The organism is Comamonas resistens (assembly GCF_030064165.1).
In the GTDB taxonomy this organism is placed as follows: domain Bacteria; phylum Pseudomonadota; class Gammaproteobacteria; order Burkholderiales; family Burkholderiaceae_C; genus Comamonas; species Comamonas resistens.
This window is the reverse complement of sequence record NZ_CP125947.1, coordinates 3,614,476-3,639,902: the sequence shown is the minus strand read 5'-3', so window position 1 is coordinate 3,639,902 and position 25,427 is coordinate 3,614,476. Positions and strand designations below refer to the sequence as shown.

Below are 25,427 nucleotides of genomic sequence, written 5' to 3'. Positions count from 1 at the left end.
ATGCAGGCTCAAGGTGTGTTGTTCGGGCAGATCGCCGCCGTGTTCGGCATCGTGATCGCCGGTGTGTGGGGTGCCACGCAATGGACAGCCGCCGCCTTGGGCTACCAGCTACGCCTGGGCTCTCCATGGTTCGACTTCCACGGCACGCCGGTCTATTACCCGTGGAAGCTTTTCGAGTGGTGGTTCTTCTTCGACGCCTACGCGCCGCAGGTGTTCGACGCCGGCGGCGTGATCGCGGCGGGCAGCGGCCTGCTAGCTGTGGTGGTCGCCATCGCCATGTCGGTATGGCGCTCGCGCCAGGCGCGCAAGGTGACGACCTATGGCTCGGCCCGCTGGGCCGATGCCGCCGACATTCGAAAGGCCGGGCTCACGCAGCCTGCTGGCGTCTTTCTGGGCCAGCATGACCGCCACTACCTGCGCCACGAAGGGCCGGAACACGTCCTGACCTTTGCGCCGACGCGCTCAGGCAAGGGCGTCGGGCTGGTGGTGCCAACGCTGCTGTCGTGGCCCGCGTCCGCCGTCATCCACGACATCAAGGGCGAGAACTGGCAGATCACCGCTGGCTGGCGTTCGCGCTTCTCGCATTGCCTGCTGTTCAACCCCACCGATGCCAGTTCGGCGGCCTACAACCCGCTGCTGGAGGTGCGGCGCGGCGCGCATGAGGTGCGCGATGTGCAGAACATCGCCGACATCCTGGTCGATCCCGAAGGCGCGCTGGAGAAGCGTAACCATTGGGAGAAGACCAGTCACGCGCTACTGGTCGGCGCGATCCTGCATGTGCTGTATGCGGGCGAGGACAAGACGCTGCGTGGCGTCGCCAACTTCCTGTCCGATCCGGCCAGCCCGTTCGAGCTGACCTTGCACCGGATGATGACGACCAAGCACCTGGGCGATGCCCAGCATCCCGTCGTTGCATCCGCTGCCCGCGAAGTGCTCAACAAGTCGGACAACGAGCGGTCGGGCGTGCTGTCCACCGCCATGTCGTTCCTCGGTCTGTACCGCGATCCGACCGTGGCCGAAGTCACGTCGCGCTGCGACTGGCGCATCGCCGACCTAATCGCCGCCGAGCATCCGGTATCGCTGTATCTGGTAGTGCCGCCCTCCGACATCTCGCGCACCAAGCCGCTGATCCGGCTGATCCTCAACCAGATCGGCCGGCGGCTCACCGAATCGCTCGACGGCTCCGACGGTATCGAGCGCCGGCACAAGCTGCTGCTGATGCTCGACGAGTTCCCGGCGCTGGGGCGCCTGGACTTCTTCGAGACGGCGCTGGCCTTCATGGCGGGCTATGGCATCCGCAGCTTCCTGATCGCGCAGTCGCTCAACCAGATCGACAAGGCGTATGGGCAGAACCATTCGATGCTGGACAACTGCCATGTGCGCGTGACCTTCGCCACCAACGACGAACGCACAGCCAAGCGCATTTCCGAAACGCTTGGCACAGCCACCGAACTGCGCGCCCAGCGCAACTACGCAGGCCACCGGCTCGCGCCGTGGCTCGGGCACCTGATGGTGTCGCGGCAGGAAACGGCGCGCCCGCTGCTGACGCCGGGCGAAGTGATGCAGCTTCCGACCGATGAGGCGGTGGTGATGGTGTCCAGTGTCGCGCCGATCAAGGCGAAGAAGCTGCGCTACTACGCCGATGCCAATTTCAAACAACGGGTATTGCCGCCGCCTGCGGTGATGGCAGGCCGCTATGCCGATGTGCCGCCAGCACGACCTGACGACTGGAGCGGCCTGGCAATACCTGCAGTTCCTGCGGCGCCAGCCACTGCATCCAGCGATGACTTGGAGGCCTTGGGATCGACCGACGACGGCGGCCCACGCCGCCAGCCCGAACTGTCCGAAGCCATCGCCTATGCCCCCGAGATGGACGCCCCGGCCAGCGACCTGTCGCTGCTCGATGACGACGACATGCCTCTGCTGCTTCCCGGCCAGCTCGACCCCGCCCTGCAACGCACGGCGCGGCTGGCATCGCTGAACCCCAACGACGGAATCGACCTATGAGCCAATACCGATTGAACCTGTTCATCCAGCACGAGCACGCCAAACGCCTGGACGAGCTGGCCGCCAAGAAAGGCGTGTCCAAGTCCAGCATCGTCGCCGCTGCCTTGGCGTCCTGGCTGTCGCCTGATGCTGGCGACCAGCGCGAAGCTGCCATTGCCAAGCGTCTTGATCGCTTGTCGCGGCAGGCCGAGCGTCTGGAGCGTGACCAGAACATCCAGATCGAAACGCTGGCGCTGTTTATCCGCTACTACCTGACCGTCAGCACGCCGGTGCCCGAAGCCCATCAGGATGCAGCCCGCGCCCAAGGCAAGGCGCGCTTCGAGCAGTTCGTCGAACAGTTGGGTCGCCACCTGCTGCGTGGCCGCAGTCTGGTGCGCGATGTGGTGGAAGAACTGCATCCCGACCCGATACGGATGGATGAAGCAGCGGCACAGGCCCATGAACGCACTGCGGAGCATGCGTCATGAGTGCCGCTCCTCAAATCCCGCCCGATCCGCGCTCATCCGCTGCAGCGTCTCAGGATCGCCGCATCCAGATGCTGCGCACGGCGATGGGGCCGGTGATCGCTGCTGCGCTGGAAGACCCGGACGTGGTGGAAGTGATGCTCAACCCCGATCGGACATTGTGGGTGGATCGGCTGTCTTCTGGCCGTACGCCACTCGGCGTAGAACTGCCCGAGGCCGATGGCGAACGCATCATTCGTCTGGTCGCCGCCCATGTCGGTGCGGAGGTGCATCGCGGCCAACCGCTCTTGACCGCCGAACTGCCTGATACCGGCGAGCGCTTTGAGGGCATCTTGCCGCCCGCCGCACCCGGCCCAGCCTTCGCGCTGCGCAAGCGTGCCGTGAGCATCATCGGTCTGGATCGCTATGTGGCCGACGGCATCCTGACCGCTGGGCAGGCCGAGTTCCTGTGTCATGCCGTGCGCGAGCGGCAGAACATCCTGATCGCCGGAGGCACCAGCACCGGCAAGACCACGCTGGCCAATGCCTTGCTGGCCGAGATCGCCGCCACCGGCGACCGCGTGCTGGTGCTCGAAGACACCATCGAACTGCAATGCGCGGCCCGTGACCATGTGCCGCTGCGCACCCGTGCGGGCGTGGTGTCGATGCAGGAGTTGGTGCGCGCCACGATGCGGCTGCGCCCGGATCGCGTGATCGTCGGCGAAGTGCGCGGCGGCGAAGCGCTGGATCTGGTGAAGGTCTGGGGCACCGGCCACCCCGGTGGCATCGCCACCATCCATGCCGGATCCGCCTTGGGCGCACTGCTGCGCCTGGAGCAACTGATCCTCGAAGTGGCAGTGAATCCGCCGCGTGCGCTGATCGCCGAGGCGGTCAACGTCGTCATCCACATCGCCGGACGTGGCCGCAAGCGCCGCGTCGAAAGCATCGCCCGCGTCGTCGGTTTCGACGGCGCGGGCTACCGCCTGGCGGACGCACTGGAAACGCCGTTTCCCGAGCTGACGCCGGTTCCTCTTGCAGCCGCTGCCGCTGCGCCTTTCTCGATCCCTGACCAACCTGGAGAACTGCCATGACGCAGATGCACGTTCCTGCTTTCCGCTTTTCCGTAAATCCGCTTTCCCACCTGTCCAGCCTGGCAGGACTGCGTAGCCTGGCCCGCCCCGCAGGGCAAGGGCTGCTGCTGGCCGCGCTGCTGCTGTTCCTGGCCGGAACCGCGCAGGCCGCCGGTTCCTCGATGCCGTGGGAAGGCCCGCTGCAATCCATCCTCGAATCCATCCAGGGGCCGGTGGCTCGCATCGTCGCGGTGATCATCATCATCGCCACCGGCCTGGCGCTGGCCTTCGGCGATACCAGCGGCGGCTTCCGCAAGCTGATCCAGATCGTCTTCGGCCTGTCCATCGCCTTCGCGGCTTCGAGCTTCTTCCTGTCGTTCTTCAGCTTCTCAGGCGGGGCCGTCGTATGAACGGGCCGGACAGCTTCGCGGCCGGCTTTGAAGTGCCGCTGCATCGCTCGCTGACCGAGCCGATTCTGCTGGGCGGTGCGCCGCGCACCGTGGCGATTGCCAACGGCACGCTGGCCGCCGCTGTCGGGCTGGGCCTGCAACTGTGGATTCCCGGCGTGGTGCTGTGGATCGTCGGCCATTCGCTGGCGGTCTGGGGTGCCCGTGTCGATCCGCAGTTCATGCAGGTCTTCGCCCGGCACATCAAGCACAAGCCGTTGCTGGACGCATAGGGGGATGCCGACATGCTGAACCTTGCCGAATACCGCCAGCGGCCCGCGCTGCTGGCCGACTGGCTGCCCTGGGCCGGGCTGATCGCACCGGGCGTGGTGCTGAACAAGGATGGCTCGTTCCAGCGCACGGCACGCTTTCGTGGGCCGGATCTGGACAGCGCCACGCAAGGCGAGCTGATCGCCACGTCGGCGCGGCTCAACAACGCACTGCGCCGCTTGGGATCGGGCTGGGCCTTGTTCATCGAAGCCGAGCGCCGCGCAGCGGCGGGCTATCCGCGTTCCGACTTCCCCGAGCCGTTGTCCTGGCTGGTGGAGGAAGAACGCCGCGCGGCTTTCGAGGAATCCGGCCATCACTACGAGAGCGCCTATCACCTCACGCTGGCTTACTTGCCACCAGAAGAATCCCGCGCCCGCGCCGCCAAGATGCTCTATGAGAACGCGCCGGGCGAAGGTGTGGACTGGCAGGGTCGGCTTGAAGCCTTCGTGGCTGAAACGGATCGCGTCTTCGACCTGCTCGACGGCGTGATGCCGGAAATTGCCTGGCTGGATGACAGCCAGACACTGACCTACCTGCACACCACGGTGTCCACGCGGCGCTATCGCGTCGGTGTGCCCGACGTGCCGTTCCATATCGACGCACTGTTGGCCGACTCCGCCCTGATTGGCGGCCTGGCACCCATGCTGGGCGACCAGCACCTGCGCGTGGTGTCGGTGCGCGGCTTTCCGACCTCGACTTGGCCGGGGGTTCTGGACGACCTCAACCGCCTGGGCTTTGGCTACCGCTGGAGCACGCGCTTTCTGTGCTTGGACAAAGCCGAGGCGGAAAAAGAACTCGGTCGCCTGCGTCGCCAGTGGTTCGCCAAACGGAAGAACGTCGTCGCGCTGCTGCGCGAAACGATCTTCCAGCAGGAAAGCCCGCTGGTCGATACCGACGCCAACAACAAGGCCGCCGACGCCGATGCCGCCTTGCAGGAGCTGGGCAGCGATCAGGTGTCCTTCGGATACCTGACGGCCATCGTCACCGTCATGGACACGGATGCCGCCGCTGCCGACGAAAAGCTGCGCATGGTGGAGCGCGTCATTCAGGGCCGGGGCTTCGTCACTATCCCCGAAACCTTGAATGCGGTGGATGCCTGGCTATCGTCCATTCCCGGCAATGCCTACGCCAACGTGCGCCAGCCCATCGTCTCGACGCTGAACCTGGCGCACATGATGCCGCTGTCCGCCGTGTGGGCTGGCCCGGAGAAGAACCACCACCTTGACGGCCCATCGCTGATCGTCACCCGCACCGATGGCGCAACGCCGTTTCGGCTGGTGACGCACATTGGCGACGTGGGCCACACGCTGGTCGCCGGGCCGACCGGCATGGGCAAGTCGGTGCTGCTGGCCACGCTGGCGATGCAGTTTCGCCGCTATCCCGGCTCGCGCATCTTCGCCTTCGATATGGGCCGCTCCATGCGCGCCACCATCCTGGGGCTGGGCGGCGAGCACTACGACCTCGGCAACGACGGGGCGATTGCCTTCCAGCCACTGGCCCGCATTGACCAGGAAGGCTATCGCACCTGGGCCGCCGAATGGGTGGAAGGCCGCTTGCTGCACGAAGGCGTGGCCATCGGCCCGAATGAGAAGGCCGCGATCTGGTCGGCACTCGGCAGCCTCGCCGGCGCGCCGGTGGAGCAGCGCACGCTGACGGGCCTGTCGGTGCTGCTGCAATCGAACGCACTGCGCCAGGCGCTCGCTCCTTATGTGCTGGGTGGAGCGCACGGAAAGTTGCTGGACGCCGATGCCGACCGGCTGGGTTCCGGCAGCGTGCAGGGCTTCGAGATGGAAGAACTGATGCACAGCAAGGCAGCGGTGCTGGCCGTGCTGGGCTACCTGTTCGCTCGCTTCGATGAACGCTTCGACGGCGCACCCACGCTGCTGATCCTCGATGAAGCCTGGTTGTTTCTCGATGACCCGGTGTTCGCCGCCCGCATCCGCCAGTGGCTCAAGACGCTGCGCAAGAAGAATGTCAGCGTCATCTTCGCCACGCAGTCGCTGGCCGACATCAAGGATTCGAGCATTGCCCCGGCGGTGATCGAAAGCTGCGCCAGTCGGATTTTTCTCCCTAACCCACAGGCGACCGAGCCGCAGATTCGCACGATCTACGAAGGCTTTGGGCTGAACTCGCGCCAGATCGAGATTGTGGCGACCGCGCAGCCAAAGCGTGACTACTACTACCAATCGCGCCTCGGAAACCGCCTTTTCGACCTCGACCTGGGGCCAGCCACGCTGGCCTTCGCGAGTGCATCCACCCCGCAAGACCAACGCGACATGGATCGCGTGCTGCTGGATGCCGGCACACCGGGCTTCGCCGGTGCCTGGTTGCGCCATCGCGGCCTCGATTGGGCTGCCGACCTGTTGCCGTCCTCACCGGCAGCAGCGTCCTTCCTCGCTTCTCAACGACCGGAGGTTTCACCATGAAGACCCAACCCCGTTTGCTGTCCGTCTCGCTCGCCGCCGTGCTGTCGGTATCGCTGCTGGCCTCACAGCCTGCATCCGCGCTGACGGTGTTCGACCCGTCCAACTTCGTGCAGAACACGCTGACCGCCGTGCGCACGCTGGAGCAGATCAACAACCAGATCAACCAACTCCAGAACGAAGCCCAGATGCTGATGAACCAGGCGCGTAATCTGGCGAATCTGGACTTCAACGTCGTCAATCGCTTGCGTTCGACACTGGCGACCACCGAGCGGCTGATCGCCGAGGCTCGCGGCCTGGCCTACGACGTGCAGAGCATGGATGCCACCTTCGCCCGGCTGTACCCGGAGCAGTACGCCGCGACCGTCAGCGGCGACCAGATGCTGCGCGACGCGCAGGAACGCTGGAAGAACACCTTGAACGGCCTGCATACCGCGATGCGGATGCAGGCGCAGGTGTCGCAGAACCTGGCGCAAGACGAAAGCGCGCTGTCCGATCTGGTCAGCCAGAGCCAGTCCGCCACCGGCGCGCTGCAAGCCATGCAGGCGACCAACCAGCTTCTGGCCTTGCAGGCCAAGCAGTCCATCCAGGCGCAGCAGCTCCAGATCACGCAGGAACGCGCCGCCGCGCTGGAACTGGCACGCCAGGCGGCGGCTGTCGAACGTGGTCGTGAAGTGACGCGCCGCTTCCTGGGGGAAGGCACGCCTTACACGCCGCAGCGCGTGGATTTCTACGGCAACTGACGGAGTGCCGCCATGAACGACGTGACGGTCATCGACCGCTTCCTCGCTACCTTCTCGCGCTACATCGACTCGGGCTTTGGGCTGCTGCAGGGAGAAGTCGCGTTCCTTACCGCCACGCTGATCGTCATCGACATGACGATTGCCGGGCTGTACTGGGCGATGAGCCACGCCACCGGCCAGGGCGATGATGTGATCGCCAAGCTGCTGCGCAAGGTGCTTTACGTCGGCGCCTTCGCCTACATCATCAACAACTTCAACTGGCTGGCCAGCATCGTCTTCCGCTCGTTCGCGGGCCTGGGCCTGACGGCCAGCGGTTCGACGATGAGCATGGCCGAATTCCTGCAACCGGGACGCCTCGCCAAGACCGGCATCGACGCGGCAGCGCCGATCCTTGAGCAGATCAGCGATATGGCGGGCTTCCCCGAAGTGTTCGTGAACATGACGCCCATCGTGGTCATGTTCCTGGCTTGGGCGGTGGTGATCCTGTGCTTCTTCGTGCTGGCGATCCAGCTTTTCATCACGCTGGTCGAGTTCAAGCTGACCACGCTCGCGGGCTTCGTGTTGGTGCCGTTCGCGCTGTGGAACAAGACCAGCTTTCTTGCCGAAAAGGTGCTGGGCAACGTGGTGTCGTCGGGCATCAAGGTGTTGGTGCTGGCCGTCATCGTCGGCATCGGCTCGGGCCTGTTCGCCGAGTTCCAGGTACATCCCGCCGAGCCGTCCATCGACCATGCGGTGGTCATCATGCTGGCCTCGCTCACGCTGCTGGCCTTGGGGATCTTCGGCCCTGGCATTGCCACCGGGCTGGTATCCGGTGCACCGCAGCTTGGCGCAGGCGCGATGGCCGGTGCTGCTGTGGCTGCAGCAGGCGCGGCGGTGGCCGTAGGTGCTGCGGCAACTGGCGTGGGCGGTGCCGTGATGGCCGGGGCTCGCATGGCACCGGCTGCCGCCAAGCTCGCCGGGGCTGGCGTGCGGTCCGCGACCTCGGCGGCTGGCAGCGCGAAGTCGGCTTTCCAGGCCGGTTCTACCGCTGCGGGCGGCGGGGCCAAGGGTGCAGTGGCAGGGCTAGGCAATGTCGCCAAGGGCGGCGCACAGGCGGCAGGCCAACGCTCAGGTGCTGGTATCAAGGCAGCGGCGGCCAAGGCTGCCGCGCCATTCAAAGCAGGCTGGCAAGGCTCCGGCACCGATGGCGGTTCAGGCAGTGGTGCCGCCAGTTCCGGGCAGGCCACCACAGGCGATGCCGATGGTGACACGGCCAACGCGCAGAAGCAGGAACAACCCGGCTGGGCCAAGCGCCTGCAACGCCGCCAACAACTCACCCAGGCCACCACCACGGCCGCGCACACGCTGCGCGGTGGCGATGGCGGCGGCTCGGGCCAAGGCCCGAGCCTGCGGGATTCCGATAACTGACTTTCAAGGAAAACTCCATGCGATTCAAACGACCGCAGGTGCGCTATGCCGATACGCCGCAGCCTGCCACCCCGTATCAAGCCGCTGCCCAGGTCTGGGACGAGCGCATCGGCTCGGCCCGCGTGCAGGCCAAGAACTGGCGGCTGATGGCCTTCGGCTGCCTGGCGCTCGCGCTGCTGATGGCCGGTGGCCTGGTGTGGCGCTCGGCCCAGTCCATCGTCACGCCCTATGTCATCGAGGTGGATCAGTCCGGCCAGGTGCGCACCGTGGGCGAAGCGGCCACGCCGTACCGGCCCACCGATGCGCAGACGGCGCACCACATCGCGCGCTTCGTGACGCTGGTGCGCTCGCTGTCCATCGACCCCATCGTCGTGCGCCAGAACTGGCTCGATGCCTATGACTACACCACCGACCGGGGCGCGGCGGTGCTCAACGACTACGCGCGGGTGAATGACCCGTTCGCCCGCATCGGCAAGGAGTCGGTGACGGTGCAGATCACCAGTGTGGTTCGCGCCAGCGATGCGTCGTTCAACGTGCGCTGGACGGAACGCCGTTACGTCAATGGTGCGGCTGCCGGGCTGGAGCGATGGACGGCGGTGGTGTCCATCGTGCAGCAGACCCCGCGCACCGAAGAACGCCTGCGCCGCAACCCGCTGGGCATCTACGTCAATGGCCTGTCGTGGAGCCGTGAACTGGATTCTTCTGAAGGAGCCAAACCATGAATGCACGTTTCCGTAGAACCGTATTGCCGGAGATCCTGCTGGCATCGACTGTCCTGTTTGCGGGCTGCGCCACGCAGGGCAAACCGCCGCTGGTGATCTCGCTCGATGAGCCGGTGCAGGCGCAGCCATTGCCCGAGCCGCCCAAGCCCATCGAAGTCGTGGCTGTGCCCGAACCGTTGGCATTGCCCGCGCAGTTGAAGCCGCTGCCGGACGTTGATGCGGCCCCGGTGGCACCGGAGCCCGCCGACGAGAAAGTGCGCGTCTCCCGCGCCAATGCCGAAGCACGGATCGCACCGACCCGCGAGGGCTACGTCAATGCGATCCAGGTCTGGCCCTTCACCGATGGCGCGCTGTACCAAGTCTATGCGTCCGTGGGCCGCGTGACGGTGATCGCGCTCCAGCCCGGCGAGGAACTGGTGACGGTCGCTGCGGGCGATACCGTGCGCTGGATCGTGGGTGACACCTCCAGCGGCAGCGGGGTCGATCTGCGTGTCAATGTGTTGGTCAAGCCTATCCGTTCCGGGTTGAAGACCAATCTGGTCATCACCACCAGCCGCAGAACGTACCTGCTGGAACTGACCTCGACCGACAAGGCATGGATGGCGTCGGTGTCCTGGGACTATCCCAAGGATCGGATGCTGGCGTTGCAGCGCCAGGCGCAAGCCGCCAACGCTGCCGCGCCGGTTGATGCGGGTCTGTCGTTGGAGAACATCCGCTTTCGCTATGCAATCAGCGGCAGCAATCCGCCGTGGAAGCCGCTGCGTGCCTTCGATGATGGCGAGAAGGTTTATATCCAGTTCCCGGCAGGCATCGCCCAAGGCGAGCTGCCGCCGCTGTTCGTCATTGGCGCGCAGGGCGACGGGCAACTGGTGAATTACCGCTTCCGCTCGCCGTACTACATCGTGGATCGCCTGTTCGGTGCGGCCGAACTGCGTCTGGGGGCCGACAAGGGCGACGTGGTGCGCATCGAGCGCACGGATGGCATCGCCGGGAGGAACTGAGCATGAGCCAGGACGACATTCCCGACCTTGCCACGCCGCAGGCGGACAAGGTGGCACCCGAGGCGGTGGCGCTGCGCGCCCAACCACGCCCGGTTACGCGCCTGAACCGGCGCACGCTGGCCATCCTCGCCGGCGGCCTGTCGGTTGGCGTGATGGGTGCGCTGATCTGGTCGCTGCAACCGCAGCAACGCGGTGCAGGCGAATCCACGGAGCTGTACAACGTGGATCGCGTCTCGCGCTCAGAAGGCCTCGACCAACTTCCTACCGACTATTCCAAGTTGCCAGCGCTGCCGCCCGATGTGCCGGAGCTGGGGCCACCGCTGCCGGGTGATCTGGGGCCAGCCATCGTCAATTCGCAGCAGCCGGTCGCCGCCACTTATGCCGCGCCAGGCTACGACCCCAACGATGCGCTACGCAAGGAAGCAGAAGCGGCTGCGGCTTCATCGGTATTCTTCCGCACTGGCGCTCCGCAGGCTGCGCCCGTGGCGCAGTCGCAGGTCGCTACCGCGCCGGGCTTCGCCGCCAATGCCGCCTTCGATCCGCTGGCCGCTGGCCCGGCCTCGACGGCGGCCCAGCCTGCTGATCCGACTGCCGTGCAGAACCGGCAAGACCAGAAAGAGGCGTTTCTGACTGGCGGCTCTGCGGAAACCCGTAACTCCGGCAACCTGCAAATGCCTGCATCGCCATATCAGGTCATGGCTGGAACGGTCATTGCCGGGGCACTGGTCACGGGCATCAAGTCCGACCTGCCGGGCGACGTGATCGCCACGGTGACGGAGCCGATCTACGACACGGCCACTGGCAAGTTCCTATTGATCCCGCAGGGTTCGCGCATCCTGGGCAAGTACAACAGCCAGGTCAGCTATGGGCAGAGCCGCGTGCAGGTGGTGTGGAACCGCATCATCCTGCCCGATACGTCATCGCTGACGCTCGACAACTTGGTCGGCACCGACCCAGCAGGGTATGCGGGTCTGGAAGACGACGTGGACTGGCATTGGGATCGGATCTTTGCCGGTGCCGTGCTGACCACGCTGCTGGGCGTCGGTGCCGAACTGGCCGCACCCGAGAATCGCCAGGACGGTGATCGCGTCATCATCGCCGGGCGCGACAGCCTGCAGGACACCGTGAACCAGGTCGGCCAGGAAGTGACCCGGCGCAACCTCAACATCCAACCCACGCTGACCAGCCGCCCCGGCTTGTCGGTACGCATCATCGTCAACCGCGATCTGGTGCTGCGACCCTATCAGCCGCTGTTCTTCAACAAGGGGACTTCACGATGAGCACGACCAGGAAACTGCGGCTGGGGCCGTTGCCCAAGACAGAGAACGTCAAGCTGACCTTCGCATGCCCAGCCAGCCTGAAAGCCGACCTCGACCGCTACGCCGCGCTGCACGCGCAGGCGTATGGCGAGACGGTCGATGCAGTGACGCTGATCCCGCACATGCTGGAGGCGTTCATGGCGGGGGATCGGGGATTCAGGAAGCTGGCTAAGTAGAGGCAACAAAAACCTGAACGGAATTCTATAATGTCAATTCTTGGATAGAAATAGACATTCAGCCTATCCTAAAGCCTTAGGGCTGCAAGTGTTTTCTACCGAATGAGCGCGTTGAGATTGCCGTGCCTTAGGATGACTGGCGATGCCCTGCACTAAGTCGTCTATTGGTAGTTTGGTTTTTTAATCCAACATTATCGGAAAATTATGGCTATCACATACACGGCAGAGAAGAATGAAGAATGGAACGCCTTTAAGGTGAATGGTGGATCCATAACATTTGAAATTGACCGCACAGACATCTCGCACGATGCAGCGTTTGAAACTCTGGCTTCTTTGCAATCGAAGCTGAGAACAGGATTTGAAATCCCTCCAACTTCACTGATCGAGACACCTGAACTTCAAGCACTTATCCAGCTCCATGGCTCAGAATGGGACTGCATCCTCTGTCGCATTTACCTTGCTGGAGGAAAGGTCGTTTATCGTCAACTGGAGAACGGCAAGTACGAGGCTGTCTGCACCGTTTCCGCAGCATAACAAGTAATTTAGGCCGCAGCTGCCTCGTGGCGCGGATCAATTCAAGAGTTGGGAGTGCTGCCCTGAGTCCAGGGTCATGCCGGGTTTGCATATTCGATCAAAACCAACTTTTCGGTCTCCGTCAGTTTTTTAATGAGGTTTTCGCTGCGCTCCTTAATATCTTGCTTCAGGTACGCGGAAACCTCTGCAAGGCATCGGAGTAAATCCATAGTCAAGGCAAGATGGTAGTGCCTTGTGTGTTGTGCACCATCTACGTCGATAGCGATGCCCCCCTGGTTATCGACAAAATAGGAGATCCGGTGACGATCGTGCTCTAGCTCCTTATGGGCATACTGCTTGTTTCTGAGATTGTCGAATTTCTCGTGTGCGACCTTTAGATCTTCATTGCCCTTGAATACACGCAAATAATCGAGCTTGGAGCGCCCATCCCCTCCGGCAAACATTTGAATATATCCAACAACTATGCCGGAGAATAAAACTTCAAGGCTCTGCCACAGTTTCGGACTCAAAAACGCCAGTACGTACATTTTTCCAGAACGCCCCACCATTCCCCATATGGCCTCCCGATCCATGTCGAGTTGGGTTGGAGGAGGGGCATCCTTGAGAATTTCCTCAAAACTCGCAAGGAGATCCGGTGGAATTGGCAATTTCTGCTTAGGAGCGGAATGGGGTTCAATTATTTCCGCGATCGCCTGGAGTGACTGCATCAGTTGATGCACCTGATAGCTCTGCTCAATCCTGTCTTCCAGCGACTTGATTTTTCCCTGAAGACTCTTGTCACCAACGAAAGCTTCATGGTTTTTAGGAAACAGCTTGCTCATTGATTGCGCCACTCTGTCCTCGCATCAGATCCTGATGAATATCGAAAAATCAGAAAATTCTACTGTACGATAGCATCTCTTTGGTATACGCGAATCCGGGCAGCACGGAATTGGGGCATTCGTCGCCATAGCACGCCCCGACTTGCTTTCCCAAGGCTCTCATGTGGCTCCCAGCCCACAACGCCGAATCCCCTGCAAGCGGCACAAAACAGAGCTAACTTATTGCCCCGTATATGGTTTCAAGCCCCGCGCGACTTGCACTAAGGACTTGACGCCGGCCCTTTTTTGTGCCATCAGCGCTCTTGATGTTGCTCAAGTACATCAGACATCAAGGGTTAACCCTTGTGAATTGCACTTGGATTTGATGCCAGTCAATGTCGTCCAAGTCCTTCAATTGGCTTTTGCCGCAGCCGCCATGATGATTGTCAAAAAAAGAGTAAGATTATTTTAATTTCAGTAAATACTGAAAATTGAGAAATTCAGATCAATGCCTTCCTCTTCCTCCGCAAGTACTCAGACCGCCATGGAAACGGCATCAGCCGCCATGGCGGTGGATGTGCGCCGCCCGAGCGCAGGGGCTTTGTGGCAGATGACGGCTGCATTGATCTGGTTGCCTCAGGCCGCGTTGCTGGCCTGGGCCGTGCAGCGCATGGCGGATGGATTAGGTGTGGTGCAGATCTGGCCCATGGCTGCTGGCGTGTTGCTGCTGGGCTTGCTGCGTGCCTGGCTGGACGGGCATGGCGGCTGGTTGGCCAATCGCGCTGCGCGTGAACAACTGAGCCAGTTGCGTGCCCAGGTGGTGCGGGCCCTGGGCCAGGCTTCGCCGCTGGACAAGGCGCGCGTCGCTTCGGGCCAGGCGGCCAGCGCGGTGGTCGAGCAGGCCGAGTCCATCGTGCCCTGGCTGGCGCGCTATCAAAGCGCCATGTGGCGCGTGCGTATTCTGCCGCTGGCCATCGTGGCTGTTGTGGCCAGTCAGTCCTGGGTGGCAGCTTTGATCCTGATAGTTGCGGCGCCGCTGATTCCCTTGTTCATGGCCATTGTGGGCTGGCGCGCCAAGGCCGCCAGCGAAGAGCAGATGTTGCAGCTGGGCGAAATGAATGCGTTTCTGCTGGATAGGCTGCGCGGCCTGAGCACGCTGCGGGCCTTGCAGGCCGTGGACATGACGGGGCAGCGCCTGCGCGAGCATGCCGAAGGCCTGCGCGCCCGCACCATGCGCGTGCTGCGCATTGCCTTTTTGTCCTCTGCCGTGCTGGAGCTGTTCTCTGCATTGGGTGTGGCCATGGTTGCCGTCTATATCGGTTTTCACCTGTTGGGCACCTTGCAGTTCGGTGCCTGGGGCGGCAAGCTCAGCCTGGGTCAGGCCATGTTTGTGCTGCTGCTGGCTCCTGCCTTCTTTGAACCGCTGCGCGAGCTGTCTGCAGTCTGGCATGACCGCGCAGCGGGTGAAGCTGCCTTGCAGACTTTGAAGAATATGCAATCTCAGTCTGTCGCCATTGTGGGGGCAGGAGTGCTACTGAAAGATGAGTGCACAGCGCTTTGCCAGCCTGTTCAATTGCGTGTTGTCGATCTGATGGTGCAGGCACCCGGTGCTCAAAGCCCGCTGGCTCCCTTGTCCCTGAGCGTGGCGTCTGGCGAGCATGTGGCGCTGTGGAGCCCCAGCGGTAGCGGCAAGTCGCTGCTGCTGGCACAGATTGCAGGCCTGCTGCCGGTTCAGCAAGGCCGTATCGAGCTCGATGGCGAAGTCCTCGATGAGGGCAGCGCGGCCCGGCTGCGCTGCCGCATGGGCTGGATGGGCCAGCAGACCCATGTGTTTTCAGGCTCGGTGCCGCGCAATATCGGACTGGGGCGCGACAAGGTATCTGCAGCGCAGATCGCTGCGGCCACGCAGCAAGCTCATCTGGACGAGGCCCTGGTTTCGCGTGCCGGCATGAGCCTGGGCGAAGGGGGCGCGGGCCTGTCAGGCGGCGAAGTTGTGCGACTGGCCTTGGCCCGGCTGGCGGTCCGGGAAGAGGCCGGGCTGCTGCTGGTCGATGAGCCCACGGCCCACCTGGATCCTGTGACAGCGGCCCAGATTGCACAGGCACTTCGGCGGATGGCCAAAGGGCGCACCTTGCTGGTAGCCACGCATGATGCACAGCTGGCAGCCGCCATGGATCGCGTGATCGAGCTGCCTGTCCTGCCGCTTCGGCCATTGCAGGCAGAGGAGCCGTCAGCATGAGCCGGCAACATGTCTCCATGCGCCAGCTGCTGAGTGAGCTCGGGCAGATGGCACCGCGCAAGCTCTGGCTGGGCGGTGCCGCGCTGGCATCGCTGACCGTGCTCATGGGCATGGCCCTGCTGGGGCTGTCGGGTTGGTTCATTACGGCCACTGCGCTGGCGGGGCTGCTGCCCGCGACAGCACTGGTGTTTGACGTCTTCATGCCTTCGGCAGGCATTCGCCTGCTGGCCGTGGGACGCACGGGCGCGCGCTATGCCGAACGCATGGTCACGCACGATGCCACGCTGGCGGTGCTGGCCGCATTGCGCCAGAAGCTTTTTCTCCATTGGGCTCGCCCGCAGGCGGCGCGCCTGCTGCTGCAACGCCCGGTGCGCCTGCTGCAGCGGCTGACATCCGATGTGGATGCGCTGGACAACCTGTATCTGCGGCTGCTGGTGCCTGCGGTGTCAGCCCTGGGGGCGGCCTTGCTATTGGCCCTGGCCTATGGGGTGATGCGCTGGTGGCTGGGCTTGATTGCGCTGGCATGGCTGCTGCTGGCGGGCTGGGGCATAGCGCTGTGGCATGGCTTGCGCAGCCGCAAGGCAGCCGTGCGCCGAGCCATGGTGCTGGAGACCATGCGTGCGCAGACCGTGGACCTGGTGGCAGGGCAGGCCGAGCTGCTGATGGCAGGCCAGTTGCAAAGCCAGATGCAGCAGGTTTTGCGCAGCGATGCGCGTGCAGCCGATGCCGATGCCCAGCTCTATCGTACGGAAGCCGCTGCAACCAAGGCCTATGGCGCGGTATCTGCTATTACTTTGAGTGCATCGGTTTTGCTGATGGCCTGGCTGGTAGAGCAGGGCTGGGCCGATATTCCGGTTGCGGCGCTGGGCATTTTGCTGGCACTATCGGCGCTGGAGCCGTTTGCAGCCCTGCGCCGAGGCGCTGAACAGGCTGGGCGTACCTGGCTGGCGATGCGCCGCCTGGGGCCTGCACTGGTCAGCGATGCAGAGCCGGCGCCAAGGAACAAGCTGCAAGCACCGCAGCAGAACGCGGTGCAGTTGCAGGCTGCGCAACTGAGGCAATTGGGCCCGGTGAACCTGATGGTGGCTCCAGGCGCGCGGGTGGCCCTGATCGGCAGCAGCGGTGCCGGCAAGACCACGCTGCTGCAGCTGATGGCCGGTGAGTTGAATGCCGAACACGGAGTGGTGCAAGCCCAGGCGGCCAGCTGGATGACGCAGCGTACCGAGCTTTTTCAGGACAGCCTGCGCGAGAACCTGAAGCTGGCCGACCAGGATGCCAGCGATGCGCAGCTGTGGCATGTGCTGGAAGCTGCAGGATTGAAGAGTGACGTCATGGCCCTGCCACAAGGGCTGGACACCATATTGGGCGAGGGCGGTCTGGGCCTGTCCGGAGGGCAGTCACGCCGGCTGGCACTGGCGCGGCTTTTGTTGAGCCCACGCTCCTGCTGGTTGCTGGATGAGGTCAGCGAGGGGCTGGATGCGGCCACGGCCGCAGATGTGCTGCAAAGACTGGCACAAGCCGCAGCAGGCAGGACGCTGATTTTTGCCACGCACTGGCAGCGCGAAGCCAGGCTGGCGGACCGGATCCTGTGCCTGCAGGCAGGAGCAGTGCAAAAACAGGCCTTGCGTGGCACGCCAGAGTTTGAACAGTTGATTGCCCGGCTGCGCCCGGATGCCTCGGGCGTGGGCATGCGGGGCCAAGAGCCGCGGCAGGCCGAAGAATTTTCCGTTTGATTTTTTGAAGTACCGAGAGAAAGGACCTGACCATGGACCTCGATATCGTCGATCTATCGCGACTGCAGTTCGCGATAACGGCGCTCTACCACTTTCTGTTTGTGCCGCTGACGCTGGGCCTGTCGATTCTCGTCGCCATCATGGAGACGGTGTTTGTGATGACAGGCCGCACCATCTGGCGCGACATGACCAAGTTCTGGGGCGTGCTGTTCGGCATCAACTTTGCCATGGGCGTGGCGACCGGCGTGGTGATGGAGTTCCAGTTCGGCATGAACTGGAGCTATTACAGCCACTATGTGGGCGACATCTTTGGTGCGCCGCTGGCCATTGAAGGTCTGATGGCCTTCTTCATGGAGGCGACCTTTGTGGGTCTGTTCTTCTTCGGCTGGGATCGCCTCTCCAAGCTCAAGCACCTGATCGTGACCTGCCTGATGGCCATCGGCACCAACTTCTCCGCACTGTGGATTCTGGTGGCCAATGGCTGGATGCAGAACCCTGTGGGTGCGGCTTTCAATCCTCAGACCATGCGCATGGAAGTGACAGACTTCTTTGCCGTGCTGACCAACCCTGTGGCACAGGCCAAATTTGTGCATACGGTATCTGCAGGCTATGTGATGGCCTCGCTGTTTGTGTTGGGTGTGTCGGCCTGGTATCTGCTCAAGGGTCGTCACCTGCATCTGGCCAAGCGCTCGATGACAGTGGCCGCCTCGTTTGGCCTGGCTGCCTCGCTGTCGGTGGTGGTGCTTGGCGATGAGTCTGGCTATCTGTCGTCCGAGCATCAGAAGATGAAGCTGGCTTCCATCGAGGCCATGTGGGAGACCGAGCCTGCGCCTGCGGCCTTTACGGCCTTCGGCTTTCCGGACCGTGAAGCGCGCGAAACCCACTTTGCCGTGCATATCCCATGGGTCATGGGTCTGATCGGCACGCGTTCCCTGAACACCGAGATTCCCGGCATCAACCAGTTGGTCAAGAACGCCGAGGGCAATATCCGCAACGGTATCGATGCCTATGACGCGCTGCAGACCATTCGTGCGGCCAAGAGCGAGGCGGAAATTCCCGACGAAGCCCGTCTGCGCTTCGAGAATAACGGCGCCAACATGGGCTATGCCCTGCTGCTGATGCGCTATGTGGACGATCCGCGCAAGGCGAGCGACGAGCAGATTCACAAGGCCGCCATGGACACCGTGCCGCCTGTGGGCCCGCTGTTCTGGACCTTCCGCATCATGGTGGCCTTGGGCATGTTCTTCATCGTGCTGACCGGAACCTTCTTCTGGCTGTCCGTGCGTCACAAGCTCGATGCCTATCCCTGGCTGCTCAAGGTTGCCGTGCTGTCCATTCCTCTGCCCTGGATTGCTGCCGAATGCGGCTGGGTGGTGGCAGAGCTGGGCCGCCAGCCCTGGATCATCGAAGGCGTGCTGCCCACGGCCATGGCCGTGTCCAACCTGGGGGCCAGCACCTTGCTGCTGACCATTGCCTGCTTTGTGCTGATCTACACCGTGCTGCTGGTGATCGAACTCAAGCTGATGGTCAAGGCCATCAAGAAGGGCCCCGAGCACGAGAGCGAGCCGCATCTGAGCTTTTATGAACCCATGATCAAAAAGCTGGCAGCAGCCCGCTGAATGCCTGCAAGGAGTATGAGCAAATGATCTTGCATGAACTGATTACCTACGACGTGTTGCGCGTCATCTGGTGGCTGCTGCTGGGCGTGCTGCTGGTGGGCTTTGCTGTGACCGACGGCTTTGACCTTGGAGCCATGGGCCTGCTGCGCGCCACGGCCAAGACCGATGTGGAGCGACGCACGGCCATCAACTCGGTGGGCCCCGTGTGGGAGGGCAACCAGGTGTGGCTGATCCTGGGCGGCGGCGCCATCTTCGCCGCCTGGCCCCAGCTGTACGCCGTGTCCTTCTCGGGCTTCTACCTGGCCATGTTCGCCGTGCTGGTGCCGTTGATCCTGCGCCCCGTGGCCTTCAAGTTCCGCAGCAAGCGCGAAAGCGCAGCCTGGCGCAACGGCTGGGACTGGGTGCTGTGCATCACCGGTCTGGTGCCCGCGCTGCTGTTCGGCGTGGCCGTGGGCAATGTGATGCTGGGCGTGCCTTTCCGCCTGGGCAATGACATGCGCATCTACTACGACGGCACGTTCTTCGGGCTGCTGACGCCTTTCGCATTGCTGTGCGGCCTGGTGTCGCTGTCCATGCTGCTCATGCACGGTGCGGCCTGGCTGGTGTTCAAGACCGAAGGTGAGGTCTCGGCACGCGCCGCCAGGTATGGCACGTTGTTCGCCGTGCTGACCACGGTGCTGTTTGCGGCCGCCGGCGTCTGGCTGGCCAGCATCAACGGCTATGTGATCACCAGCGAGGTCAACCCTGTCGGCCCTTCCAATCCCATGAACAAGACTGCCGCCGCAGTGGCCGGGGCCTGGATGGCCAACTTCAAAAGCTATCCCGTGCTATGGCTGGTGCCCGGTATCGGCCTGCTGATGCCGCTGATCGCGGCCCTGGGTCTGCGCAGCCGCCGCGAGTGGCTGGGCCTGATGGCCAGCGGCCTGGCCATTGCCGGAATCATCCTCAGCGTGGGCGCCGCCATGTTCCCCATGATCCTGCCATCCACCGTGGATCCGCGCTTCAGCCTGACGGTCTGGGACTCGTCTTCCAGCCATGTGGTGCTGTTCATCATGCTGGTCTGCGTGCTGATCTTCCTGCCGCTGATTCTGGCCTACACCAGCTGGGTGTATTCGGTGCTGCGCGGCAAGGTGGACATCGCTGCCATCGCCACCGGTCGTGGCCATTCGTACTGATCAAGAAGAAAGGAACTGGATATGTGGTATTTCGCCTGGTTGCTGGGACTGCCGCTGGCAGCGGCCTTTGCGGTGCTCAACGCCATGTGGTATGAGCTGACGGACGACGAGGTGACTCGCCGCCGCATTCTTGAGGAGACCAACTCGTTGCCAGAAGCCTGATTCGGCATCATCTGCAGCGCAGTGATCAAAAAGCCCGACTGGTTTTGCCAGCCGGGCTTTTTTGTGGCCATGTTTATGCGCGCAGCTTGTGCGTGGCCTGGGCCAGATCGGTGATCTGCGACCAGTGCCCGTTCTCCAGGGCGCTGCCTGGTACCAGCCAGGAACCGCCCACGCAGACCACATTGGACAGCGCCAGAAATTCGGCTGCGTTGGCGGGAGAGATGCCGCCCGTGGGGCAAAAGCGCACATCGCCGAATGGACCTTGCCAGGCCTTGAGCATCTGGATGCCACCGGACTGTACGGCGGGGAAGAACTTCAGCTCACCGAAACCGTCTTCCTGCGCCGCCATGATCTCGCTGCTGGTGGCAACACCGGGCAGCAAGGGCAGATTGAGCTTGCGGCAGGCCTGGCCCAGCGCGCTGGTATAGCCGGGGCTGACGGCAAACCTGGCACCTGCATTGGCTGCCGCCGCTGCATCGGCGGCATTGCGCACGGTGCCTGCACCCACAATGGCCTGCGGTACGGCCTTGGCAATGGCTTCTATACAGGCCAGGCCCTGCGGGGTGCGCAAGGTCACTTCCAGCACGTGTATGCCGCCAGCCAGCAGGGCCTCGGCCATGGGCACTGCATGCTCCGTGCTGTGCAGCACGATGACCGGAATCACCGGTGCATCCTGCATCAGGGACAAAGCCGTTATTTGAGCAGCCATGTGCAAGCTCCTTCCTCTGCGCTCAGCGCGTTGCGCCGGAATCCGGCAAACAGTTCGCGGCCCAGGCCGCGATGGTTGGCCTGCTGCAGTTCGGCAGGCATGGTGGCCAGAGGCCTGGCATTCCAGTCGGCCTCTGCCACCTCGGCCTGAAGCAGGCCGCTGGGTGCATCCATGGTGATGATGTCGCCGCTTTGCACCCTGGCCAGCGGCCCGCCCGCCAGGGCTTCAGGGCTCAGATGGATGGCAGCAGGTACCTTGCCCGAGGCACCGCTCATGCGGCCATCGGTGACCAGGGCCACGGTATAGCCCTTGCCTTGCAGCACAGCCAGCGGCGGGGTGAGCTTGTGCAGCTCGGGCATGCCATTGGCTTGCGGCCCCTGCCAGCGCACCACGCAGACCACGCCGTTGAAGCCATTGCTCTGGCAGGCGTGCTCCAGCGCGCCGGATTTGAAGGCCGCCTGCAGCTCGTCCTGGGAATCAAAGACCCAGGCCGGTGCGCGCAATGTGTGGCGGTCTTCGGGCACGGCGCTGATCTTGATGACGCTGCGGCCCAGATTGCCTTTGAGCAGTTTCAGGCCCCCCGTGGGGCTGAAGGGGCGGCTGGCCGGACGCAGCACGCTGTCGTCACCGGAAGCGCCTGCATCTTTCCAGCGCAGCGCGCCGTTCTCGACATGGGGGATGCGGGCGAAGGCGGCTAGGCCTTCGGGCCTGACGGTGAGCACATCGCCATGCATGAGCCCGGCCTGCAGCAGCTGGGCGATCACATAGCCGGGTCCGCCTGCCGCCTGGAACTGGTTCACATCGGCAGCGCCATTGGGATAGACGCGGGCCAGCAGCGGCACGACGGCAGACAGCTGCTCGAAATCATCCCAGTCGATGAGGATGCCCGCGGCGCGCGCCACGGCCACCCAGTGAATCAGATGGTTGGTGGAGCCGCCCGTGGCCAGCAGCGCCACCATGGCGTTGACGATGCAGCGCTCGTCCACGATATGGCCTATGGGCGCAAAGCGCTTGCCGTGGGTGATGGAGAGCACGGTGCACATGGCTTCGCGCGTGAGCAGCTCGCGCTCGGCCTCTGCGGGGTTGATGAAGGCCGTGCCGGGCACATGCAGGCCCATGGCTTCGAGCAGCATCTGGTTGCTGTTGGCCGTGCCGTAGAAGGTGCAGGTGCCCTGGTCGTGATAGGCCGCGTTTTCTGCTGCCTGCAGTTCCTTGCGGCCTACCAGGCCCTGAGCGGCCTGCTCGCGCACCCTGGCTTTTTCGCTGTTGGACAGGCCCGATGTCATGGGGCCGGCCGGCACAAACACCATGGGCAGATGGCCGAAGTGCAGGGCACCGATGAGCAGGCCGGGAACGATCTTGTCACAGACGCCCAGCATCAGGGCCGCATCGAAAGTGTCATGCGTGAGCGCCACTGCGGTGGACATGGCGATGGCGTCACGGCTGAACAGGCTCAGCTCCATGCCGGGCATGCCCTGTGTCACGCCGTCGCACATGGCGGGTACACCGCCGGCCACCTGGGCCGTGGCGCCGTGGCGCCGGGCCTCGTCTTTCAGAATATCGGGGTAATGCGCAAACGGCGCATGGGCCGAGAGCACATCGTTATAGGCCGTGACGATGCCGATGTTCGGCCCTTTTTCCTCGACGATGCGAATCTTGTCGGCGCCGGGCAGGGCGGCAAAGGCATGGGCCACATTGGCGCAGCCCATGGAGCGCACCTGCGGCGCTCGCGCGGCCATGGCATTGACCTGGGCCATATAGTCCGCACGGCTGGCCTGGCTGCGCTGCTGAATGCGCTGCGTTACCTGGGACAGAACGGGGTGGATTGCCATGATGAAAATCTTTCAAAAGCGCTGCCGCGTTAGAGCTTTGGGCGATCACGCGGCAGCGGCTTGGTGGGGGGCGTCTTATTCCGTTTATCAATCATTCGAGTACGCGAAGGCGAAGCGAAGACAGTGCTGCAGCACGGCAAGCGAAGCCGACAAAGTAATCGGATGATTTAGAAATGGAATCACTTGGCGCGAGCTTGCTTGACCGCTGCCTGCACCGAATCCCAGGTGCCCTGACCCACGGACTTGGCAATGCCGGCGTTCACGGCCGCCAGCTTGTCGCGCATGCGGCCCGCTTCGGCGCTGGGCAGTTCGTTGACCTGCATGCCCTTGGTCTTGATCTCGGCCAGGGCCTTGGCCGCTTCCTCACGCGTGTCCTTGCGCTCGAATTCGCGGCTCTTGATGGCCGCGTCCTGCAGCACCTTCTTTTCGGCCGGGCTCAGCGTGTCCCACCATTTCTTGCTGACCGTCACGATCCAGGGACTGTAGACATGGTTGGAAACGGTCAGGTACTTCTGCACCTCGTAAAACTTGCTCGACAGCACGGTGTTGAACGGGTTTTCCTGACCATCAACGGCCTTGGTTTCCAGCGCCGTGAACAGCTCGGAGAAGGGCAGGGGCACGGCATTGGCGCCCAAGGCCTTGAAGCTGTCGAGGAAGACGTTGTTCTGCATCACGCGTAGCTTCACATCCTGCAGGTCTTCGAGCTTGGCGATGGGGCGCTTGTTATTGGTCAGATTGCGGAAACCGTTTTCCCAATAGACCAGGCCGACCATGCCCTTGGGCTCCAGCGTGGCCTTGACCTTCTCGCCCACGGGGCCGTCCAGCACCGCATCGGCCTCCTTGGTGTTGGCAAACAGGAAAGGCGTGTCCCAGACCGCCATCTCGGGGGCCAGGCCCACCAGGGTGGCCGTGGAGCCGACCATCATCTCCTGCGCACCGCCGATCAGCGCCTGCTGCATCTGGGTGTCCGAGCCCAGCGATGCATTGCCGATGGCGCGCACCTTCATCTTGCCGCCCGTGGCTTTTTCCACTTCCTTGGCAAACATGCGCACGGCGCGGCCCTGGTTGGAGTCTTCGACCAGACCGTAGCCAAAGCGCACTAGGCGGGGCTTGAAGTCCTGGGCCTGAACGGCACCGGCGGCCAGCAGCATGGCCGCGAGGCCAGTGATTGCAAATTTGATACGCATACCTGTCTCCTTGCTTGAATGGGCCGGAGCCCTTGGGTTGAAGCGAAATTGGCCTGCAGCGCTTATGTGGTTTGCGCTGGCAGCTATTGATTTGAGAGTCTTCGAGATCGCCATGGCCTGGTCTTCAGTGCATCCACTTGAGCGGTGCGGTCACCAGCTGAGGGAAGAGCACGAACAGGGCGGCCAGCAGTACATAGACCATGAGGAAGGGATTGGTACCCTTGATCACGGTCTCCATGCGCAGCTTGCCCACGCCGGCCACCACGTTCTGCACCGTGCCAACGGGCGGCGTGATGAGGCCGATACAGCCCACATAGATGAACATGAAGCCGAAATACACGGGGTCGATGCCGGCCTTGACCGCCAGCGGCGCGCAGACCGGGCCGAAGATCAGGATGGTGGGCGTCAGGTCCATGGCCGTGCCCACGATCAGCAGGAAGATCATCATCACGGCCATGAAGAGCACGGGTTTGTCCAGCAGGCCGGCAAAGCTGTCTGCCAGCATATTGGGCAGATCGGCCAGCGTGATCATGTAGGCGGTGACGGTGGCGGCGCCGCAGAGGAACATCACCACGGCCGTGGTCTTGGCGGCAGCCAGAAAGACTTCATAGAGCTTGTGCCAGCTCATCTCGCGGTAGACCACCATGGAGACGAACAACGCGTAGACGGCGGCCACCACGGCGGCCTCGGTAGGCGTGAATACGCCACCTTTCAGGCCGCCCAGAATGATGACCGGCATCATCATGGCCCAGAAGCTTTTGAACAGGGCCTTGATGCGTGTGCCCCAGTCCACGCGCTCGCCCGAGGACAGCTGGTACTTGCGGGCAATGAACCACCAGGCCGCAATCAGAAACGCGCCCATGAACAGGCCCGGCACCACGCCCGAAAGAAACAGCTTGCTGATGGAGGTGTTGGTGGTGACGCCGTAGATCACGAACGGCATGGAAGGCGGGATGATGGGGGCGATGATGCCGCCCGAGGCCAGCAGGCCCGCGCTGTAGCTGTCGGGGTACTTCTGGTCGCGCATCATGGGCAGTAAGATGGTGGCCAGAGCTGCCGTATCGGCAATGGCCGAGCCGCTCATGGAGGCCAGCAGCACGGCTGCGCCAATGGCCACATAGCCCAGGCCGCCGGGAATATGGCCGACGAAGGCGCGCGCCAGATCGATGATGCGGCGCGACAGGCCACCCGCATTCATCAGCTCGCCGGCCAGAATGAAAAACGGCACGGCCAGCAGCGGGAAGTTATCGAAACCGGCCTGCAGGTTCTGCGCCAGCAGCTGGGTATCGAAAAAGTCCAGATACCACATCAGCGCGACGCCGGTCAGCACCAGTGAATGGGCAATCGGCATGCCGATCACCATGCCGCCAATCAGCACGGACAGAAAAATCAGGGTCACAACCATGGCGT

23 protein-coding genes are annotated in these 25,427 nt (G+C 63.4%); 18 read left to right on the top strand and 5 right to left on the bottom strand.

Going from position 1 to position 25,427, the window contains the following annotated elements; translation table 11 throughout:
- The 13 genes from QMY55_RS16905 to QMY55_RS16845 all read left to right on the top strand — a co-directional run bounded on the left by QMY55_RS16905 (position 1) and on the right by QMY55_RS16845 (position 12,561).
- Positions 1-2,007 (top strand): conjugal transfer protein TraG, encoded by a 2,007-nt coding sequence (locus tag QMY55_RS16905; protein ID WP_283485319.1) that lies wholly within the window; start codon positions 1-3, stop codon positions 2,005-2,007.
- The gene (locus QMY55_RS16900; RefSeq protein WP_283485318.1) at positions 2,004-2,474 is read left to right on the top strand and encodes a CopG family transcriptional regulator; all 471 of its coding nucleotides are present in this window, start codon (positions 2,004-2,006) and stop codon (positions 2,472-2,474) included. Before QMY55_RS16905 ends, QMY55_RS16900 begins: the two co-directional genes overlap by 4 nt.
- Positions 2,471-3,541 carry a P-type conjugative transfer ATPase TrbB gene (gene trbB / locus QMY55_RS16895; RefSeq protein WP_283485317.1) on the top strand — a complete coding sequence of 357 codons (1,071 nt, stop codon included), beginning with the start codon at positions 2,471-2,473 and terminating at the stop codon, positions 3,539-3,541. Before QMY55_RS16900 ends, trbB begins: the two co-directional genes overlap by 4 nt.
- Positions 3,538-3,930: a TrbC/VirB2 family protein gene (locus QMY55_RS16890; protein ID WP_034075569.1), complete on the top strand. Its 393-nt coding sequence runs from the start codon at positions 3,538-3,540 to the stop codon at positions 3,928-3,930. The genes trbB and QMY55_RS16890 overlap by 4 nt, the downstream gene beginning before the upstream one ends.
- A complete protein-coding gene (locus tag QMY55_RS16885) occupies positions 3,927-4,199 on the top strand; it encodes a VirB3 family type IV secretion system protein (RefSeq protein WP_283485316.1) in 273 nt (90 codons plus the stop codon). The genes QMY55_RS16890 and QMY55_RS16885 overlap by 4 nt, the downstream gene beginning before the upstream one ends.
- Before the next feature lie 12 nt (positions 4,200-4,211).
- Positions 4,212-6,662, top strand: a complete 2,451-nt coding sequence (gene trbE, locus QMY55_RS16880) for a conjugal transfer protein TrbE (protein ID WP_283485315.1) — start codon at positions 4,212-4,214, stop codon at positions 6,660-6,662.
- Complete coding sequence (gene trbJ / locus QMY55_RS16875; protein WP_283485314.1) at positions 6,659-7,402, top strand: P-type conjugative transfer protein TrbJ; 744 nt, start codon at positions 6,659-6,661, stop codon at positions 7,400-7,402. Before trbE ends, trbJ begins: the two co-directional genes overlap by 4 nt.
- Before the next feature lie 12 nt (positions 7,403-7,414).
- Positions 7,415-8,809 carry a P-type conjugative transfer protein TrbL gene (gene trbL, locus QMY55_RS16870; RefSeq protein WP_283485313.1) on the top strand — a complete coding sequence of 465 codons (1,395 nt, stop codon included), beginning with the start codon at positions 7,415-7,417 and terminating at the stop codon, positions 8,807-8,809.
- 17 nt (positions 8,810-8,826) lie between these two features.
- Positions 8,827-9,531, top strand: a complete 705-nt coding sequence (gene trbF / locus QMY55_RS16865) for a conjugal transfer protein TrbF (protein WP_225582379.1) — start codon at positions 8,827-8,829, stop codon at positions 9,529-9,531.
- Positions 9,528-10,532, top strand: coding sequence for a P-type conjugative transfer protein TrbG (gene trbG / locus QMY55_RS16860; RefSeq protein ID WP_283485312.1), 1,005 nt, complete (start codon positions 9,528-9,530; stop codon positions 10,530-10,532). Before trbF ends, trbG begins: the two co-directional genes overlap by 4 nt.
- A gap of 2 nt (positions 10,533-10,534) precedes the next feature.
- Positions 10,535-11,812, top strand: a complete 1,278-nt coding sequence (locus tag QMY55_RS16855) for a TrbI/VirB10 family protein (protein WP_283485311.1) — start codon at positions 10,535-10,537, stop codon at positions 11,810-11,812.
- Positions 11,809-12,027 (top strand): DUF2274 domain-containing protein, encoded by a 219-nt coding sequence (locus tag QMY55_RS16850; RefSeq protein ID WP_283485310.1) that lies wholly within the window; start codon positions 11,809-11,811, stop codon positions 12,025-12,027. Before QMY55_RS16855 ends, QMY55_RS16850 begins: the two co-directional genes overlap by 4 nt.
- Positions 12,028-12,231: 204 nt before the next feature.
- A complete protein-coding gene (locus tag QMY55_RS16845) occupies positions 12,232-12,561 on the top strand; it encodes a hypothetical protein (protein WP_283485309.1) in 330 nt (109 codons plus the stop codon).
- Positions 12,562-12,635: 74 nt separating this feature from the next.
- On the opposite strand, the gene QMY55_RS16840 is transcribed toward QMY55_RS16845, so the two are convergent.
- A complete protein-coding gene (locus tag QMY55_RS16840) occupies positions 12,636-13,382 on the bottom strand; it encodes a hypothetical protein (protein ID WP_283485308.1) in 747 nt (248 codons plus the stop codon).
- A 523-nt stretch (positions 13,383-13,905) separates the two neighbouring features.
- On the opposite strand from QMY55_RS16840, the gene cydD reads away from it, so the two are divergent.
- From cydD to cydX, 5 genes are read left to right on the top strand one after another with little or no spacing between them, the layout of a single operon-like run.
- A complete protein-coding gene (cydD, locus tag QMY55_RS16835; RefSeq protein WP_407650532.1) occupies positions 13,906-15,600 on the top strand; it encodes a thiol reductant ABC exporter subunit CydD in 1,695 nt (564 codons plus the stop codon).
- A complete protein-coding gene (locus QMY55_RS16830) occupies positions 15,597-17,333 on the top strand; it encodes an amino acid ABC transporter ATP-binding/permease protein (protein WP_283485307.1) in 1,737 nt (578 codons plus the stop codon). The genes cydD and QMY55_RS16830 overlap by 4 nt, the downstream gene beginning before the upstream one ends.
- Positions 17,334-17,365: 32 nt before the next feature.
- Positions 17,366-18,952, top strand: coding sequence for a cytochrome ubiquinol oxidase subunit I (locus QMY55_RS16825; protein ID WP_283485306.1), 1,587 nt, complete (start codon positions 17,366-17,368; stop codon positions 18,950-18,952).
- 23 nt (positions 18,953-18,975) lie between these two features.
- Positions 18,976-20,127, top strand: coding sequence for a cytochrome d ubiquinol oxidase subunit II (gene cydB, locus QMY55_RS16820; protein ID WP_283485305.1), 1,152 nt, complete (start codon positions 18,976-18,978; stop codon positions 20,125-20,127).
- Positions 20,128-20,148: 21 nt separating this feature from the next.
- Entirely contained in the window at positions 20,149-20,289 is a 141-nt protein-coding gene (gene cydX, locus QMY55_RS16815; RefSeq protein WP_283485304.1) for a cytochrome bd-I oxidase subunit CydX, read from the top strand.
- A gap of 73 nt (positions 20,290-20,362) precedes the next feature.
- On the opposite strand, the gene eda is transcribed toward cydX, so the two are convergent.
- From eda to QMY55_RS16795, 4 genes are all read right to left on the bottom strand, one after another.
- Positions 20,363-20,998: a bifunctional 4-hydroxy-2-oxoglutarate aldolase/2-dehydro-3-deoxy-phosphogluconate aldolase gene (gene eda / locus QMY55_RS16810; RefSeq protein ID WP_283485303.1), complete on the bottom strand. Its 636-nt coding sequence runs from the start codon at positions 20,996-20,998 to the stop codon at positions 20,363-20,365.
- Positions 20,983-22,830, bottom strand: a complete 1,848-nt coding sequence (edd, locus tag QMY55_RS16805; protein WP_283485302.1) for a phosphogluconate dehydratase — start codon at positions 22,828-22,830, stop codon at positions 20,983-20,985. The genes eda and edd overlap by 16 nt, the downstream gene beginning before the upstream one ends.
- Before the next feature lie 179 nt (positions 22,831-23,009).
- Complete coding sequence (locus QMY55_RS16800; RefSeq protein ID WP_283485301.1) at positions 23,010-24,017, bottom strand: TRAP transporter substrate-binding protein; 1,008 nt, start codon at positions 24,015-24,017, stop codon at positions 23,010-23,012.
- Between the two features lie 124 nt (positions 24,018-24,141).
- Entirely contained in the window at positions 24,142-25,422 is a 1,281-nt protein-coding gene (locus tag QMY55_RS16795; protein ID WP_283485300.1) for a TRAP transporter large permease, read from the bottom strand.
- Positions 25,423-25,427 lie beyond the last annotated feature (5 nt).

Bases quoted from the DNA above. Each gene is read 5' to 3' on its own strand.
- QMY55_RS16905 (WP_283485319.1), top strand. From the start codon at position 1: ATGCAGGCTCAAGGTGTGTTGTTCGGGCAGATCGCCGCCGTGTTCGGC.
- QMY55_RS16900 (WP_283485318.1), top strand. From the start codon at position 2,004: ATGAGCCAATACCGATTGAACCTGTTCATCCAGCACGAGCACGCCAAA.
- trbB (WP_283485317.1), top strand. From the start codon at position 2,471: ATGAGTGCCGCTCCTCAAATCCCGCCCGATCCGCGCTCATCCGCTGCA.
- QMY55_RS16890 (WP_034075569.1), top strand. From the start codon at position 3,538: ATGACGCAGATGCACGTTCCTGCTTTCCGCTTTTCCGTAAATCCGCTT.
- QMY55_RS16885 (WP_283485316.1), top strand. From the start codon at position 3,927: ATGAACGGGCCGGACAGCTTCGCGGCCGGCTTTGAAGTGCCGCTGCAT.
- trbE (WP_283485315.1), top strand. From the start codon at position 4,212: ATGCTGAACCTTGCCGAATACCGCCAGCGGCCCGCGCTGCTGGCCGAC.
- trbJ (WP_283485314.1), top strand. From the start codon at position 6,659: ATGAAGACCCAACCCCGTTTGCTGTCCGTCTCGCTCGCCGCCGTGCTG.
- trbL (WP_283485313.1), top strand. From the start codon at position 7,415: ATGAACGACGTGACGGTCATCGACCGCTTCCTCGCTACCTTCTCGCGC.
- trbF (WP_225582379.1), top strand. From the start codon at position 8,827: ATGCGATTCAAACGACCGCAGGTGCGCTATGCCGATACGCCGCAGCCT.
- trbG (WP_283485312.1), top strand. From the start codon at position 9,528: ATGAATGCACGTTTCCGTAGAACCGTATTGCCGGAGATCCTGCTGGCA.
- QMY55_RS16855 (WP_283485311.1), top strand. From the start codon at position 10,535: ATGAGCCAGGACGACATTCCCGACCTTGCCACGCCGCAGGCGGACAAG.
- QMY55_RS16850 (WP_283485310.1), top strand. From the start codon at position 11,809: ATGAGCACGACCAGGAAACTGCGGCTGGGGCCGTTGCCCAAGACAGAG.
- QMY55_RS16845 (WP_283485309.1), top strand. From the start codon at position 12,232: ATGGCTATCACATACACGGCAGAGAAGAATGAAGAATGGAACGCCTTT.
- QMY55_RS16840 (WP_283485308.1), bottom strand. From the start codon at position 13,382: ATGAGCAAGCTGTTTCCTAAAAACCATGAAGCTTTCGTTGGTGACAAG.
- cydD (WP_407650532.1), top strand. From the start codon at position 13,906: ATGGAAACGGCATCAGCCGCCATGGCGGTGGATGTGCGCCGCCCGAGC.
- QMY55_RS16830 (WP_283485307.1), top strand. From the start codon at position 15,597: ATGAGCCGGCAACATGTCTCCATGCGCCAGCTGCTGAGTGAGCTCGGG.
- QMY55_RS16825 (WP_283485306.1), top strand. From the start codon at position 17,366: ATGGACCTCGATATCGTCGATCTATCGCGACTGCAGTTCGCGATAACG.
- cydB (WP_283485305.1), top strand. From the start codon at position 18,976: ATGATCTTGCATGAACTGATTACCTACGACGTGTTGCGCGTCATCTGG.
- cydX (WP_283485304.1), top strand. From the start codon at position 20,149: ATGTGGTATTTCGCCTGGTTGCTGGGACTGCCGCTGGCAGCGGCCTTT.
- eda (WP_283485303.1), bottom strand. From the start codon at position 20,998: ATGGCTGCTCAAATAACGGCTTTGTCCCTGATGCAGGATGCACCGGTG.
- edd (WP_283485302.1), bottom strand. From the start codon at position 22,830: ATGGCAATCCACCCCGTTCTGTCCCAGGTAACGCAGCGCATTCAGCAG.
- QMY55_RS16800 (WP_283485301.1), bottom strand. From the start codon at position 24,017: ATGCGTATCAAATTTGCAATCACTGGCCTCGCGGCCATGCTGCTGGCC.
- QMY55_RS16795 (WP_283485300.1), bottom strand. From the start codon at position 25,422: ATGGTTGTGACCCTGATTTTTCTGTCCGTGCTGATTGGCGGCATGGTG.